This is a genomic window from Vibrio sp. 070316B, assembly GCF_013114115.1.
In the GTDB taxonomy this organism is placed as follows: Bacteria; Pseudomonadota; Gammaproteobacteria; order Enterobacterales; family Vibrionaceae; genus Vibrio; species Vibrio chagasii_B.
Map to the genome: position 1 here is coordinate 87,068 of NZ_VTYC01000004.1, position 16,001 is coordinate 103,068.

At 44.9% G+C, this 16,001-nt stretch carries 10 protein-coding genes; 4 read left to right on the forward strand and 6 right to left on the reverse strand.

The window, feature by feature from the left end; translation table 11 throughout:
- Positions 1 to 134 precede the first annotated feature (134 nt).
- Both F0251_RS05410 and F0251_RS05415 read right to left on the reverse strand, forming a co-directional pair.
- Positions 135 to 2,756, reverse strand: a complete 2,622-nt coding sequence (locus F0251_RS05410) for a hybrid sensor histidine kinase/response regulator (RefSeq protein ID WP_171730564.1) — start codon at positions 2,754 to 2,756, stop codon at positions 135 to 137.
- Positions 2,749 to 3,966, reverse strand: coding sequence for an acyl-homoserine-lactone synthase (locus F0251_RS05415; protein ID WP_171730524.1), 1,218 nt, complete (start codon positions 3,964 to 3,966; stop codon positions 2,749 to 2,751). The genes F0251_RS05410 and F0251_RS05415 overlap by 8 nt, the downstream gene beginning before the upstream one ends.
- 420 nt (positions 3,967 to 4,386) lie before the next feature.
- Here F0251_RS05415 and F0251_RS05420 point away from each other — a divergent pair, with 420 nt between their 5' ends.
- Positions 4,387 to 6,816 (forward strand): M9 family metallopeptidase, encoded by a 2,430-nt coding sequence (locus tag F0251_RS05420; RefSeq protein ID WP_105058434.1) that lies wholly within the window; start codon positions 4,387 to 4,389, stop codon positions 6,814 to 6,816.
- Positions 6,817 to 7,020: 204 nt separating this feature from the next.
- On the forward strand, positions 7,021 to 7,413 hold the full coding sequence (locus F0251_RS05425) for a cystatin domain-containing protein (RefSeq protein ID WP_102425312.1): 393 nt from the start codon (positions 7,021 to 7,023) through the stop codon (positions 7,411 to 7,413).
- 99 nt (positions 7,414 to 7,512) lie between these two features.
- Here F0251_RS05425 and F0251_RS05430 read toward each other — a convergent pair whose 3' ends face one another.
- Both F0251_RS05430 and F0251_RS05435 read right to left on the reverse strand, forming a co-directional pair.
- Entirely contained in the window at positions 7,513 to 8,112 is a 600-nt protein-coding gene (locus tag F0251_RS05430; protein ID WP_061032180.1) for a hypothetical protein, read from the reverse strand.
- Positions 8,113 to 8,346: 234 nt separating this feature from the next.
- A complete protein-coding gene (locus F0251_RS05435; RefSeq protein ID WP_061032181.1) occupies positions 8,347 to 9,945 on the reverse strand; it encodes an isocitrate lyase in 1,599 nt (532 codons plus the stop codon).
- A gap of 130 nt (positions 9,946 to 10,075) precedes the next feature.
- Here F0251_RS05435 and F0251_RS05440 point away from each other — a divergent pair, with 130 nt between their 5' ends.
- Together F0251_RS05440 and F0251_RS05445 are read left to right on the forward strand one after the other, a co-directional pair.
- The gene (locus tag F0251_RS05440) at positions 10,076 to 11,029 is read left to right on the forward strand and encodes a LysR family transcriptional regulator (RefSeq protein WP_061032182.1); all 954 of its coding nucleotides are present in this window, start codon (positions 10,076 to 10,078) and stop codon (positions 11,027 to 11,029) included.
- A gap of 118 nt (positions 11,030 to 11,147) precedes the next feature.
- On the forward strand, positions 11,148 to 13,334 hold the full coding sequence (locus tag F0251_RS05445) for a malate synthase G (protein ID WP_171730525.1): 2,187 nt from the start codon (positions 11,148 to 11,150) through the stop codon (positions 13,332 to 13,334).
- Between the two features lie 240 nt (positions 13,335 to 13,574).
- Here F0251_RS05445 and F0251_RS05450 read toward each other — a convergent pair whose 3' ends face one another.
- Positions 13,575 to 15,002 carry an NAD-dependent succinate-semialdehyde dehydrogenase gene (locus F0251_RS05450; RefSeq protein WP_171730526.1) on the reverse strand — a complete coding sequence of 476 codons (1,428 nt, stop codon included), beginning with the start codon at positions 15,000 to 15,002 and terminating at the stop codon, positions 13,575 to 13,577.
- An 87-nt stretch (positions 15,003 to 15,089) separates the two neighbouring features.
- The gene (locus tag F0251_RS05455) at positions 15,090 to 15,878 is read right to left on the reverse strand and encodes an IclR family transcriptional regulator (RefSeq protein WP_008215739.1); all 789 of its coding nucleotides are present in this window, start codon (positions 15,876 to 15,878) and stop codon (positions 15,090 to 15,092) included.
- Positions 15,879 to 16,001: the final 123 nt, after the last annotated feature.

A 16,001-nucleotide genomic window follows, 5' to 3' on the forward strand; every position in this document is an offset into this window, starting at 1 on the left:
TAATGAAATATAACTCGCTGAATTTCACGAGTTCACCCCATAATAAAAATCCCCTCAAGAACCTTTCTTGAGGGGGACATTTTGCGTTTATGGATAAGTTAAAAGATCATTATTAGTAGCACGATAGCGTTTCATTATTCACTTTCAGCCTCTTTGGAAGCCTCTGTTGCCGTACCTTTGTACAGCCATTTATCAAGTACAACTTGCAGTGCATCTAGTGATGTTGGTTTCTCTAATCGACCATCCATTAACTGATTGATCATGTCTAACTCACGTTGCCCTGACTCACCAGAAAGCGCGATGATTGGCGTATTAGGTGAGCGTGCCTTGATGATCTGGCTTGCGTCAAAGCCGTTCATGACTGGCATTTGTACATCCATGAGAATCAAATCGACTTGATGGGTTCTAAACAGTTCAACTGCATTCTCACCATTCTTAGCTTGTAAGCTATTTACACCGAGCCTGCTCAAGTACATCTGAACAAGGGTGCGTTGTACCTCTTTATCATCAACGATGAGCACGGTTGGCGCTATCCCGTTGGTTGTCACTGGTGTTGCCAGTGAGTCCGCGCTGTGTTGTTCCGTTTGAGTGCTCTGAACTTGCGGGCTGGCTTCGCTGTTCTCTTCGCTAGTCTCTTCGATATTTACTTGGCCTTGCTTCCAGTCGTTGAAATAAGGCGTACGTAACGCATCAGCTTTTGGTGCATTGGGCACAACCGGGAAATACAGGTGGAATTCAGTAAATTCACCAAGCTTCGACTTACACTCGACTCTGCCGCCAAACGAGCGCATAACACGTTGACAGTAGCCTAACCCTAAGCCGCTACCACCGCTTTTCTGGTAAGAGAAGAAGTCGTCGAAGATCTTGTGTGTGATCGTCTCATCAATACCTGGTCCTGTATCTCTGAAAGTGAGGACATTTTCGTAAGAACCGACCTGGGTGCTGATTTCGATTTGGCTATCTGGGTACGAATCAAAATAGTAAATCGCGTTACGGATCAGATTGAAAATCACGAAATTGAATAAGGTTTCGTTTAGTTTCGCAACAAAGTCAGCATGTTGTGGTAAACGAATCCTTTCGATGATCTTTTCATTCTCAAACCCGTAGTGGCTGACGGCTTGATCTACGGCTTTGTGGATAGAAGTCATCAGGATAGGACCTTGCTCAGAAGAACTGTCGCTTACCTCTCTTAGGATGATATCTATGAGCTGTCGCCCACGTTGAATTGCGGCTTGTCCGTTCTCAATATCAAGTTGGATCTGCTTTGCTGAGGCTTGGTTTTCGATGTGCTGTTTCAAGACCTCGAAATGCAATTGTACTTGAGCAAGTGGGTTACGCATTTCATGGGCTATGGAGTTGGCGAGCGCTCTACTTTGACGAATGCGCCTATCAGCTTCGATAGTACTTTGAACGCGGGTAAGCAGGGTTTGCAGCGCTGAGATCTCTTCATTAGAGAACATTTGATCGTTGCTCTTGTGGGACGACACCAGCAGATGTGTGACCGATTCTCCCTGTCCAAACAGCGGCATAACCAAAGCGGTGTTGTTTGAGCTCATTTTGTCATAGAGAGCTTTGAGCGAAAGTTTGGAAGGCGCTGTGTAATCAAGTTCTTGCGATAACTCGTCGAACACTAGAACTGACTTGTTGGTTGAAAGATAGTCTTCGTAGAAGGTTTCGTTGTAGTTGCTATTAACAAGGCGAAGTTTGTCTTCAGGGATTTGCAACAGCTGACCTAAACGGCGCATTGCATCATCAATCGACAGTTTAAAGTCTTCTTCTAACGCTAGGATTTGCTGTACTGGAGTTTTCTTGTTCCCATAAATGAAGAAAGAGGCATAGCGGCTGACTCGCTTATAGAGTACGTGCCAAGTGATGCCGATTATCGCACAGATTGGGATAGCGATTAGCCACTGATTATCGTCAGTCAGAGGGATGAAGATCGCGCCGAAGGGTATTACCAGTATTGCACAGACCAACAACGCATTAAGGCTCATGTAAGCAAGATATTTCACACTGTAGAAGCGAGAGGTTAAAAGCGCGTAGCCTACAAACAGCATTTCACTGATTGATAGTGCTGGTGGTAACCAAGTCAGTGAGAAATCTCTTAAGAAGTACGTCATGCCGAGGTGAATGGTTGCAGTAGACAGCATGAATACCAAGATACCAGCGATCATATAGCTGGTTTTGGCGAGTACCAGTTTGCTGCTGTTGGCGCGCATCGCTACCAGATTGCAAAGGGTTAACACCACTAAGCTGATCATTCCAGTGAAGAAGTAAGGCGTATGCGGGCCGAACTCGATGACAAACAGACTTGGACCAAAAATGGTGACGTCTTCAACAGTTAAGTTCGGGCTAAGGTTGATAAACAAGGAATAGACGCTAAAACTGACGAAGATGGCTTGTTGCCATAGGTGTACCTTGCCATTACGTTGTTCAGCTGCAAGCTGGCACGAGAAAAAATATGCAAAAGCAAAGGCAAAGCAAGAGGCGAGGTTGGCAAATTTAGCAGCGAACACGGCTACGGACGAACCAAGTTCCAGCAATAAATCGGTATGGAAGTAGGCATTGCTGCTTATCCAAGCAACAATACAAACCGAATAAGCGATGTACGGGACGTGGTGAGTCCCTGCAATGGTTTTACCTTTTTGCTTAAGACAATAGCAATAGTAGATTAACCACATGACTACGATGGCAACGGTTGCGAGAAGCGTTATCGCCTTAGCGTAGACAATCGCCTCCAAGCCGAAATCAAACATGTTCATCTTTTTTTTCCGAGCTTGACGTTGTTCTAACTCTTAGTTTTCTACTGCTACGCACGGCGTGTTTGTAGCCACGAAAATCAGTGTCATTGAATACGTTAACCATCTTTTCAAAATTCCAAAAGCCACGATAAATAGTGGTACCGTCGTTATTTAGCTCACAGAACCCAGAGTGGAAATAGGCTTTAGGATCGATAGCTTGATAAAACTGGAGCATGAAAGGTTGCTCGATGATAGTGAAGCCAGCCTTGTAACCTACTTGATGCAGTACACTCATGAGTTCTTTTTGAGCAAGGTAGAGGAAGTAGAGTTTTTGCTGAGTATTGCCGCTGACGGTTAGGCGTAATACTTCACATATGGCTTTAGTATCCGACAGCTGTAAGTGGAAGGTACTGTCGAACTCTGGCAGAGAGCAACACTTTGAAAGTATTGAAGGTGTAAAAATCTGTAACTCTGAGAGTTGCTGGTAGCCGTGCTCGGGCAAGCAGTATTGCCAGTTTTCGTTGCTGAAGGGGGGGGCATAGCTTAACCAAGTATCATTTTTTGCCCAGTCTTGAATCAGCGCTGAAGAGACCAGCGTTGGAAAGGCTTCATCAACAGGGTGCTTAAGTAAGATAAAGTGCTTCCCAGATTGTGAAAGGTGCAGCAGAGGCAGCATCTCAAACCATTTCTCACCCTTTATGAAGGTTTCTAGGTTACTCAAAGCAATAGCATCACTGATTGGCATCGCTTGTGGGTGGCACGGTGTCTGTACCATGAGTGAGTCGGATTCGATGTGTTCAATGATCGCGCCGTAGTACGCGCAATCTTTAATCGGTAGCTCGATACGTGAGATAGCTCTATCGTTGAGCGGCGATTTTGTCTTTATTGCGGCAATTTCACATTCACACCAAAAGTCCAACCAAGACATATAGAATTGGCTGGCCGCTCTTTCTAACAGAACCATATCAGGAGCTAAAGTACTCGGATACCGTTGAACCAGGTCCCGATAATCCATCAACTCAAATAATACTGAAAGACTTTTGTGTTGGTGCTCTGGGTACAAAGAATCTAGGAGGTTACGGCGATAATCAGTAACGGTTTGGAAAAGAGTAGTGCGTTGTTGTGGCTGATAAGTATTGATAACGAGATCGATCAATACTCGTTGTTTCTTTTCAATAGACTCATCGCTAGCCAACAGCGAGTCTAAAGACGTCAGTAATTTCATGGTGTGAATCTAGCCTAGGTTTATATAATTATTTTTATTCGATCTGCACTTATTTCCTGACACTTATATTATGTAAGCCTTGAAGTAACGTTATTTTCGTTGTGTATAAATGACGTTGCTTGTGTCTATGAAATGAAAACAAGTTGCATAATCGAGCGCAAGTCTACTACTTGCGTATTTTCTTAACAACCGAACTTTTTCTAGTTTATGAAGTGCTAAATTAGTTTTTTCTCAATAACTTAGGTGCTATTCATAGATCTAGCCTAACATTTAGCTAGCGAGCATAAACCTTTGGTTTTATAAACTGATACCAAATATCTATTTTTTGAAGCAATCTCATAATTAATACGCAACTAAATTCACATTTATAATTGTAGGGAATATAACGACGAGCCAAGCATACAATTGATAAATATAATTATGTCTCAAACTCTTTTATTCCCACGTCACCGTTTGGCGCTAGCTTGCTTACTTTCTAGTGCATCTACTTTCTCTTTCGCTGAAAATCAGTGTGAGGTGCCTGAGCTTCAGTTGTCATCTGATCTCGCTCATGCCGTTTCACTAGCAGACAACAGTTGCTATAGATCTTGGTTCTCAGCATCGAAGAATTCGTTAGCCAATATCTACAGCGAAGCTAGTCTGAACCAAATCAGTAATCTACTTAACTTAGAGATAGCCCGTTACCGAGGCGAAGCTGAGCAAGCACGCAAACTTGAAAACTTAGGTGAATTTGTTCGTGCAGCTTATTACGTTCGTTATAACGCGCGAGAAGAAGATTTCTCTGAGGCTTTAAGTGAACGCTTTGCGCATTCAACCAATGCATTTCTTGCTAATCCTAATTCGCTAAATCAAGGGCGAGAACAAGTTGGTGCGCTGAAGAGCCTGACGCTTATGGTCGACAACGTGAAGCAACTTCCACTCACTATGGATGCACAACTTGCGGCACTTAGCCACTTCAACCGTCAAACTGCGCAAGACTCACATTGGGTTGATGGGCTCAATAATCTATTTAGAGCGATGGCCGGGCATGCTGCTCGAGATGACTTCTACAATTACCTAGCAAACAACACTCAACATATAGATACACTAGCGAGGTTTGCTCGTGACAATCGCTGGGCTTTGGATACAGATGCGAGCTTTTTGGTTTATAACGCGGTGCGCGAGACGGGAAGATTGCTAGCAAGCCCAGATAAAGCGACTAAAGATAAAGCGTTGCAGGTGATGCAAGATGTAATAGTGCAAAATCCTCTGGGTAGTGAGCACGATAAACTATGGCTAGCGGCGGTAGAAATGCTGGGATATTTTGCACCAGAGGGGTTGAACGGACTCGATCTTGAACAGGCGAAACGCGACGTTGCTCAACGTATCTTACCTAACCGCTACGAGTGCCCAGGCCCTGCAATTCTTCGCTCTCAAGATTTAACTGAGTTACAAGCTGCAAAGGCGTGTGATGTATTGGCAGCTAAAGAGGCAGACTTTCACCAAGTTGCCAATACAGGGCAGCAACCGGTGGCTGATGACAACAATCATAATGTTGAGATCGCGGTGTTTGGTAGTAAAGGCAGTTATGTTGACTACTCTTCATTCCTGTTTGGTAATACGACGGATAACGGTGGTCAGTACTTAGAAGGCAATCCGGCCGACTTGGAGAATGTAGCGCGTTTCGTGGCTTACCGTTACGACAATGGGGATGAGCTCTCCATTCTGAATTTTGAACATGAATACACGCACTACCTAGATGCGCGCTTCAATCTACATGGTTCATTTAATGATAACTTGGCTCATGGTTATGTGGTGTGGTGGTTGGAAGGGTTCGCCGAGTATATGCATTACAAGCAAGGCTATGATGCCGCAATTCGCTTAATTGATAGTGGAAAGATGCGCCTATCGGATGTACTTGCGACCACTTACTCTCATGATTCAAACCGTATTTACCGATGGGGGTATTTGGCGACCCGCTTTATGCTAGAAGAGCATCCAAATGAAGTGGAAAGCTTACTGGCGCTGTCTCGTTCTGGTCAGTTTGCTGAATGGGCAAAGCAGGTAAAAGTGCTTGGCCAACAGTACGACGGTGAATTTGAACGTTGGCTAGATACGGTAACAAGTGAAGATAAACCTGAGCCTGGAGAACCCACGGATCCGACAGAACCAAGTGATCAAATCAAGACTCTTATTGCCAACCAAAACCTAGTGTTGAGCGGTGAAGCATACAGTGAGCAGCTATTCTATGTAGACGTCCCTGAGAACACCATACACTTTGAGGTGTCAATTCAAGGGAAACCTCAAGGGGATGCTGATCTCTACATGAGCTACAACCGCGCTGCGCATTACTATGACTTTGAGTTCAGCCAGTATGGTAATGGCAGTAATGAGTTGGTGACGTTTGAGCCAGAGACAACGGGATATATTAAGCCAGGCCGTTACTACATGAGCGTGACTGGGCGTACCGGTTTTAGTGGTGTTACATTGCTTGCATCGTTAGAAACAGAACAACCCGTTCCACCGTCTCCAGAGCAAGATGACCTAACACCTGTGGTATTAGAATCTGGTAAAGCTCATCTGTTTACTGTTCATCAACAACGTTACGCTGCCGTTTATGTTCCAGAGGGAGTACAAGAAGTTCGCGTATGGCTAATCGATCAAAATAATGATCCAGCAGAGAAAGGTAATGTTGATCTGTTTGCAAGCGGTGCATATTGGCCAACCGTTGGGCAGCATGACTATGCGTCGGATTATCGTGGCAGCAATGAGTATCTACAAATACCTGTGACCGAGGAAGGGTACTTACATTTCTTGTTAAGTGCAGAACAGCAAGGTGATGATGTCGAGATGTTGGTCTATTTTCATTAAGGCGCAAATCTCGAATATATAGATAACAAGCCGAGTATAAACACTCGGCTTTGTTTTCTGACAGTTTTCTGTGTTTATAGAGTATTTGCACCATAATCTCTGATGAAGTGATGACATTGGCGGTTTAAGCTTGTAAGTATATGAAACACCGAGATAACGGTGTGGTCACTTGTTAAAACTGAATGATTTATTTAGTGAGGATCTATGAAGAAAGCACGATTAACATCACTACTTGGAGTAGCGACTTTAGTTGGCGTGGTTGCTCTGGCTGGATGCAGTCAGAATGGTGAAGTGATGAGTCAATCACAAGAGAATACGAATCCGATCTGTAGTACTAAAAATCTAACTGGTGGTTGGTCGAAAAGTGAAGTTACACCACAAGCAGAGCAAGCGCTAGACGCCGTGCTTAGCCAAATGAACACGTCTGCAAAGCTTCAACAAATCTTGAGCGTTCGAACTCAAGTGGTGGCTGGTTTGAATTACGCGATTGAGTTTGAAATGGATAATGGTGAAGTGTGGAATACGATTGTATACCGCTCTCTACAAGGCGATATCGAAATGGTTCAGGCCGCGCAGCAAGGCCGTTTGTGTCAGTAGTCTAAGCTAGCTATCAAATATAACGTCTCGCACAAAAATGGCTCCCGATTGGGAGCCATTTTTATTCTGATTAGCGCTTTATCGTAAGCTCGTAACGGTTTATTCCGCCTCGGATAATTCAGGTTCTGATACTTCGCTTTCAGATAACTCAACAACGCAAGCTCGGCTGATATCTTCATCGATGTATGCCATACCCAGTTTGTTTAGGTAATCCATGCGGTCTGCAGTACGAAGATCGATATCAGGGCCTGCAATCTTGTTATCTTGGTAAACCTTAGCGAGATGAGCCATGAACTGCTCGCCCACACTCATCATCAGCAAGCTCATTGCGCCAACGTCTGGTCTTACTTTAGCGCGTTGTTTTTCAGATAAATTCACCTCTAATACAACAGGTTGTTCCTCACCTTCAAAACGAACGCTGCGCTCTCTCACCGTTTGTTGTGCCCAGTAGTACGCAAGCTCTTTGCTCTGAGTTAAGAAGACCGGCTCTACAGATTCGGTGTAGTTATTGCCGATGGTTGCCATGGTTTTTACGGCGGCTTGGTTGAGTGCTTTATCGCCCGAGCGCTTTAGCCCTTGGCCTTTAATGGAAGCGATTAATGCTGAAGAGGTTCCGTGATACCAAGTATCACCTGTTGCGAAACCATTTTCTGATAGCAGTGTTTTTGCATCTTGTAGGTGTTTAGGTATTGAAGTCATAGGCACTCTCAATCAAAAGAAATTTCAACAAACAGGAATCTAATAAAACATGAATACGGTTAGCTTAAACAGATGTTGCTTAGCTGACCGTGGGTTAGGGCACAAATCTGAGACTTTGAGATAAAGCCGGCCATACAAGCTTTATCTCAAAGCCTTCCCCCGGATCTTACCTAAGTAAGAGAGAAGGGCGGGGGAGGCTTTAGCGTTAGCGATTAATCAAAAAAGTGCTAGCGATTAATCAAATTGGTTCGATGTATTCAGTTCACCCGCTGCTTTTAGTGCGTTTTCACCAGCGAAGTACTCTTTATGGTCATCACCCATATCTGAACCAGACATGTTTTGGTGTTTAACACATGCGATACCTTGGCGGATCTCTTTACGTTGAACGTTAGCAACGTAGCCCAGCATGCCTTGGTCACCGAAGTACTCTTTCGCAAGGTTGTCGGTAGACAGCGCTGCAGTGTGGTAAGTAGGTAGAGTAATTAGGTGGTGGAAGATACCTGCTTCACGAGACGCATCTGCTTGGAATGTGCGAATCTTGTCATCAGCTCGTTTAGACAATTCAGTTTCGTCATATTCAGCACTCATTAGGCTAGCACGGTCGTAGGCAGAAACGTCTTCACCAGCTTCAACCATTGCGTCGTATGCTTGTTGACGGAAGTTTAGTGTCCAGTTGAACGATGGAGAGTTGTTGTATACCAGTTTCGCATTAGGGTGTACTTCACGAACGCCATCCATCATCTCTTTGATTTGGCCGATGTGAGGCTTCTCTGTTTCAATCCAAAGTAGGTCGGCACCAGCGTTAATTGCTTCAATACAGTCAAATACACAGCGGTCTTCACCAGTACCTTGACGGAATTGGTACAAGCCAGATGGTAGACGCTTAGGACGTACCAGCTTGCCTTCACGGTTGAAGCAAACGTCGCCTTGTTTCATGTCAGCTACATCGATCTCTTCAACATCTAGGTAAGAGTTGTAGATGTCACCTTGGTCACCTGGCTCTTTCACTACTGCGATTTCTTTGGTTAGGCCTGCACCTTGTGAATCGGTACGAGCAACGATGATGCCGTTGTCGATGCCTAGCTCAAGGAAAGCGTAACGAAGTGCACGAAGTTTCGCGTGGAAATCAGCGTGAGGTACGGTTACTTTGCCATCTTGGTGACCACATTGCTTTTCATCGGCAACTTGGTTTTCGATTTGTAGACAACATGCACCTGCTTCAATCATCTGCTTAGCCATTAGGTATGTCGCTTCTGCGTTACCAAAGCCTGCATCGATATCGGCGATGATTGGCACTACGTGTGTTACGTGGTTGTCGATTTTGTCTTGAATGCGGTCTTGTAGGTCGACATCGCCAGCTTCACGAGCTGCATCTAGTTCACGGAATAAACCACCTAATTCACGAGCATCTGCTTGACGTAGGAAGGTGTATAGCTCTTCAACTAGGCCTGCAACTGACGTTTTCTCATGCATTGATTGGTCTGGAAGTGGGCCGAATTCTGAACGAAGTGCTGCAACCATCCAACCAGAAAGGTATAGGTAGCGGCGATCTGTTTTACCATCAAAGTGCTTTTTAATAGAAATCAGCTTTTGTTGGCCGATAAAACCGTGCCAGCAACCTAGAGACTGAGTGTATTGAGAGCTGTCTTTATCGTAAGCCTCCATATCCGCACGCATAATATCTGCCGTGTATTGCGCGATATCTAGACCTGTTTTGAATTTGTTTTGAGCTCGCATACGAGCAGCAGATTCAGCATTGATTGCATCCCATGGAGCACCTGCAGCGCTTTTTGCAACTTCTATCATTTCGATATCTTGTGTAATTTGCGACATAACTATTCCTTAGTTTCACGTGGGGTATGGTTGCCAAATTGGCTTGGATTAAAACTTTGCTATGGACAAAGAATAATCACACATGTGATAATTTTGTTAATTTATAGTTATTATATTCGGTATTTTTTATATGAATATTGCTCGTATAGACCTTAATTTACTTGTGTATTTAGACATGTTGCTACGTGAAAGAAACGTTACACGTGCAGCGAATCAGTTAGGTATTACTCAGCCTGCAATGAGTAATGGACTGCGCCGATTACGCGATCTATTTGAGGATCCATTGTTGGTGAGAACCAGTGAAGGAATGGTGCCAACCGAGAGAGCGCAAAAGTTGCAACCTTTGATTCGCAACATCTTGGCGAATGTAGAGAAGACCTTGCAGCCGACGACGGAATTTAATGCAGAAGACAGTGAACGCGTGTTCCGTATCATGGCGAGTGATTATGCTGAATCCACCATTATCCAGCCGCTATTAAGAAGGTTGAGTGAGATAGCGCCGAAAATACGACTCGATATTATGACGCCAAGTGACGTGAGTTATCAGGATGTAGAGCAGGGGACCGTTGATATCATCATTAACCGCTTCGACGATATTCCTCAATCCTTTCACCAGATGAGCCTTTGGCACGACGGTTTTTCTTGCCTATTTAGCTGCGATAATCCGATAGCTGACAATTTCGATATTCTTTCTTATTTAAAAGCGCAACACATTTGGGTGAGTAAAACCGGTATGGGTACGGGGGTCGGGATTAACCCAAGTGAGGCGCAGAAGTTAGGGTGGATCGATGAAGCGCTAATGCGTATTGGTAAGACCCGAAACATTACTGTGTTCACTCGACATTACCTGTCAGCGATTCTATTCGCGCAACAGAAAAACCTGATCCTTACCATCCCAACCAAAGCGGCACAGCTGCAACGTAACAACCCTAAGTTATTGATCAAACCCGCTCCCTTTGCCATCGAACCTTTTGAAGTGAAGATGGCGTGGAGCCCATTGTTACAAACCAATCCAGACCACCAGTGGATGCGTCGCTTGATAAAAAGTGTCGCCAATGAAATCGAAAGTGGTGTGACAGAATAACCCTATTTTTATGGTATTTCTTTTGTGAATGTCCATTATAAGCTGCATAAATTAGCTAAATTTTCGTCAGTTACGTAAATTTAAGTGAGTAGTCAGTGATTAACTTGAGAGAGATTTTATGAGCAGTCGTATTCAACAGGGAAGCTTGAGCATAGATAGCACCCTCTACCAATTAGTTAATGAACAGGTCATCCCTGGCACGGGTATTCTTGCAGAAGACTTCTGGCAGTCTTTTGCAACCATCCTTAAAGATCTGGCACCAAAGAACCGAGCATTGCTTATCAAGCGTGAAGATCTCCAACATCAAATCGATGTGTGGCACCAAGAGCGTGCGGGTCAAATACTGGATGCTGCAGAATATAAACAGTTCCTACAGCAGATCGGCTACCTAGTACCTGAAGGCGATGACTTCCAAGTAACGACTGCCAATGTTGAGCCTGAAATCGCAACACAAGCTGGGCCGCAGCTTGTAGTGCCTATCATGAACGCGCGCTTTGCACTTAACGCAGCAAACGCGCGCTGGGGCAGTCTATATGATGCGCTCTACGGCACAGACGTGATCAGCGAGAGTGATGGCGCCGAGAAAGGCGGCAGCTTTAACCCGGTACGTGGTGCCAAAGTGGTGAGTTATGCTCGTGGTTTCCTTGATGATGCCGCACCGCTCAATGGCGTTTCTCATAAAGACGTGACTAAATACAGCATCAGTAACGTGAGTATCGGCAACACGCTTACCGCGACTCTAGATAACGGCGAAGAAGTCACGCTAATCGACCGCAATCAATTTATTGGTTATCAGGGGGACGCTAGTGCGCCTTCTTGTATCCTGCTTAAACACAATAACCTTCATATTGAAATTCAAATCGATCCTAGTGCACCAATCGGCAGCGTTGATGCAGCCGGTATTAAAGATGTGCTGGTGGAATCTGCACTGACTACCATTATGGATTGTGAAGACTCAGTAGCCGCTGTCGATGGTGAAGATAAAGCACTGGCTTACCGTAACTGGTTAGGTTTGATGAAAGGTGATCTACAAGAGTCATTAGAAAAAAATGGCAAGACTATTGTTCGTAGCTTGAATCCAGATCGTCAGTACACCAGCGTAACGGGTGGTGAGATCTCGCTTAAAGGCCGAAGCATGTTGTTTGTTCGCAATGTTGGTCATTTAATGACGAACCCAGCGATCATTGATGATGAAGGGAATGAAGTACCTGAAGGCATCATGGATGGCATGATCACTTCACTGATCGCAATGCACGATTTGAAAGGCAACAGTGCTTATCAAAACTCGACAGCTAACAGCATCAATATCGTAAAACCTAAGATGCATGGCCCTGAAGAAGTAGCATTTACCAATGAACTTTTTGGTCGCATTGAAGATGCATTAGGGTTAGAGCGCTTTACTATCAAAGTTGGCATTATGGATGAAGAGCGCCGTACCTCTGTGAACTTGAAAGAGTGTATCCGCGCCGCTAAAGATCGAGTTGTTTTTATCAACACTGGTTTCTTGGACCGAACGGGTGACGAGATTCATACGAGTATGGAAGCGGGTCCATTTGCACCTAAAACACAATTGAAAACCATGACATGGATTGGCGCTTACGAAGATCAAAACGTTGATCTGGGCTTAGCTTGTGGCCTGCAAGGTAAAGCCCAAATTGGTAAGGGTATGTGGCCAGAACCAGATAACATGGCGAAGATGATGGATGCCAAAATTGGTCACCCACAAGCGGGTGCTAATACCGCTTGGGTTCCTTCGCCAACCGCGGCTACTTTGCATGCCTTACACTACCACAAGGTCAGTGTTCCGAGTCGCCAAAAAGAGCTGCGCGAGCGTGTGAGAGCGAACGTTGACGATATCCTTACTATTCCTCTACTGGGTAATCAAAAGCTGACTGCACAAGATATTCAAAATGAATTGGATAACAACACGCAAGGTATTCTAGGTTACGTGGTGCGTTGGATTGACCAAGGTGTAGGTTGTTCGAAAGTTCCTGATATTAATAACGTAGGACTCATGGAAGACCGTGCCACGCTGCGTATTTCAAGCCAGCACATTGCAAACTGGTTACGCCATGGCATTTGCGATGAAGCCCAAGTTATGAAAACAATGAAGCGCATGGCTGCTGTTGTTGATGAGCAAAACGCTGGGGATCCAAGCTACCAGAATATGGCGCCTAATTTTGAAAACAGCATTGCGTTTTCTGCAGCGTGTCAGTTGGTGTTTGAAGGCTGTGCTCAGCCAAGCGGTTATACCGAGCCAGTGTTACACGCGATGCGTCTAAAGTTGAAAGCGCAGAGTGCTTGAGTCGGAAAGTGTTGAATCGCAGATAAGCGAAAGCACAAAAAGCCAAATCCGCTGAAATAGCGGAGTGAACGAATAATAAAAACAGAGAATGTAAAATACTAAAAAAAGAAACACCCCTTAACCGAGCCCAAGGTGCCGCGCAATAATAGCGCGGCTTTTTTTTAGCTTTCGTTTTTAGAGGGTTAGAGGAGCGAAGAGAAAAGTCTAGTTTCCACCGAAGCCTTAAGTTCCACCAAAACCTTAATTTCCCCCAAAACATAGATACTTAATATCCATGTACTCATCGATGCCTTCTTTTGCCCCTTCACGACCAATACCCGACTGTTTCACCCCACCAAATGGTGCTACTTCAGTAGAGATCAAGCCGTCATTGATGCCAACCATACCGTATTCCAGCGCTTCTGCTACCTTCCACACACGGTGAATATTCTGGCTGTAGAAGTAAGACGCTAAACCATAAATCGTATCGTTCGCCATCTCGATGAGTTCTTCATCATTGTCGAACTTCATAACTGGAGCGACAGGGCCAAAAATCTCTTGCTGAACGATGTCCATGTCATGTTTCACGTCTTTAAGAATGACGGGTTGAATAAATTGGCCATCGAGTAATTGAGTTGGTGTCACTGGCTGTGCACCTTGTTCAATCGCTCGGTCAATTAAGCCTTGGATATTTTGCTTTGCTCTTTCACTGATGACTGGGCCAATGTTGACGCCTTCATCTAAGCCATTGCCGACCTTAAGCTGTTGTACTGCTTGGTCGAACTTAGCCACAAACTCGTCGTGTACCTTGCTGTGGATATAGAACCGGTTAGCACAAACACAGGTTTGCCCTGCATTACGGAACTTAGATGCCATTGCTCCTTGCACGGCAGCGTCGATGCCTGCGTCGTCAAACACAATAAAGGGTGCGTTGCCGCCAAGTTCCATTGAGGTACGTTTGATGCCTTTGGCGGCTTGTGCCATCAAGATGCTGCCAACACGGGTAGAGCCGGTAAATGAGATCTTTTTGATTAATGGATGTGAGGTAAACAGTTCGCCGATTTGTTCCGGACTATTACCTAAAACCACTTGAATAAGGTCTTCAGGGATTCCAGCTTGGTAAGCCAGTTTAACGACCGCAAACGCAGAAAGTGGTGTTTCGTCAGAAGGCTTCACAATGAAGCTACAGCCAGCCGCTAATGCAGGCGCTGCTTTACGGGTGATCATCGCAACTGGAAAATTCCATGGCGTAATGGCACAGGCCACTCCAATCGGCTGTTTGATGGTGACTAAGCGTTTATCTGCCGCCGTACTAGGGATCGAGTCGCCGTAGGTACGTTTAGCTTCTTCGGCGAACCACTCAATAAAACTTGCGCCGTAAACCACTTCGCCAGTGGCTTCAGCCAATGGTTTACCTTGTTCCATAGTCATTAAGCGAGCAAGATCATCTTTGTTTTCAAGGATCAACTTATACCAATTATTCAAAAGCGCAGCGCGAGTTTTAGCTGGCACTTGTGCCCACTCTTTCTGTGCTTTATGTGCACGCTTGATGGCGTTATCTAATTCCACTTCGGTAGAGATTGGCGCATAGCCAATAACCTCACCGGTTGCTGGGTTGGTGACCGCAACCGCGCTGTCTGCTTCTGTCACCATAAAAGAGAGTAATTGCTTGTTGTTGATTTTGAGCATTGTGGTTCCTTATTGATGATTACTTAACACGTGTTGACCTTGTGAGTGAACTTACCGCTGACCAGGAGCCAGATAGCCTCTAACGCTTTATTGTTGGCCCCAGTTGTCTGCTTCGATTTTCGCTAGTGCTTTCGCCGCTTTTTGCAGTGCAGGCAAAAACTTAATCGCTTCATCTGGCTTCACTCGAATCACAGGTGCTTGAATTGCTAAACCAAGGTTGGATTGACCGGTTGGTGATGGGATGAGTACCGCAATACACACCAAACCTGGAAGAAACTCTTCATCGTCAATCGCATAGCCTTGGATCTTCGCTTCTTCGATATCTTGTTCTAGAACGGAATAGTCGGTAATGGTTTTCACTGTGTACTGCGTCAGAGGCACATTCTCGATCAGTCGTCTGCGCTGTGATTTCGACATGTGAGCCAAAAACAGTTTGCCGGTAGCCGAGCAATGCACAGGAACGCGGGATCCTGGTTGGAGGTGGAAACGAAGTGGGGCTTCCGTTTCTGCACGGTCAAGGTAGATGATCTCGCCGCTTGATAGCGCTGTCAGGTTGCAGCTTTCGCCAACTTCTGCACGCAGGTTTTCAAGAATCGTGCGTCTTGCACTGTGCATAGTGCTATTGAACAGTAGGTTCTCAGCCAGTTTTCTGAGTCGAATACCTGAGCTGTAGTGCTTATCGTCACCATCTCTTTGAATGATGCCTGCTGATTCCAGTTGTTGCAGCATACGGTGTAACGTCGGTTTCGGTAGCCCGGTTTCTTCGACTAATCCTTGAAGAGAAATGAACTCGTCTTTCTGTGCGATTACCTCTAATAGAGCAAAAAGTCGAAGAGTTGGCGTATCTCCTTGAACTTGTGGTGTTTCTGTTTGCATACAGTGATTCATCCTTGCGATATGTCTATGTGTAAGAGTGTACATAGCAAATCAATTTCCTTCAATTATCTGAATAATATTTGACCTTTTTTATTATTTCAATAATATAAAGTTAAATTATGG

Bases quoted from the DNA above. Each gene is read 5' to 3' on its own strand.
- F0251_RS05425 (WP_102425312.1), top strand. From the start codon at position 7,021: ATGAAGAAAGCACGATTAACATCACTACTTGGAGTAGCGACTTTAGTT.
- F0251_RS05455 (WP_008215739.1), bottom strand. From the start codon at position 15,878: ATGCAAACAGAAACACCACAAGTTCAAGGAGATACGCCAACTCTTCGA.
- F0251_RS05410 (WP_171730564.1), bottom strand. From the start codon at position 2,756: ATGTTTGATTTCGGCTTGGAGGCGATTGTCTACGCTAAGGCGATAACG.
- F0251_RS05435 (WP_061032181.1), bottom strand. From the start codon at position 9,945: ATGTCGCAAATTACACAAGATATCGAAATGATAGAAGTTGCAAAAAGC.
- F0251_RS05450 (WP_171730526.1), bottom strand. From the start codon at position 15,002: ATGCTCAAAATCAACAACAAGCAATTACTCTCTTTTATGGTGACAGAA.
- F0251_RS05445 (WP_171730525.1), top strand. From the start codon at position 11,148: ATGAGCAGTCGTATTCAACAGGGAAGCTTGAGCATAGATAGCACCCTC.
- F0251_RS05440 (WP_061032182.1), top strand. From the start codon at position 10,076: ATGAATATTGCTCGTATAGACCTTAATTTACTTGTGTATTTAGACATG.
- F0251_RS05430 (WP_061032180.1), bottom strand. From the start codon at position 8,112: ATGACTTCAATACCTAAACACCTACAAGATGCAAAAACACTGCTATCA.
- F0251_RS05415 (WP_171730524.1), bottom strand. From the start codon at position 3,966: ATGAAATTACTGACGTCTTTAGACTCGCTGTTGGCTAGCGATGAGTCT.
- F0251_RS05420 (WP_105058434.1), top strand. From the start codon at position 4,387: ATGTCTCAAACTCTTTTATTCCCACGTCACCGTTTGGCGCTAGCTTGC.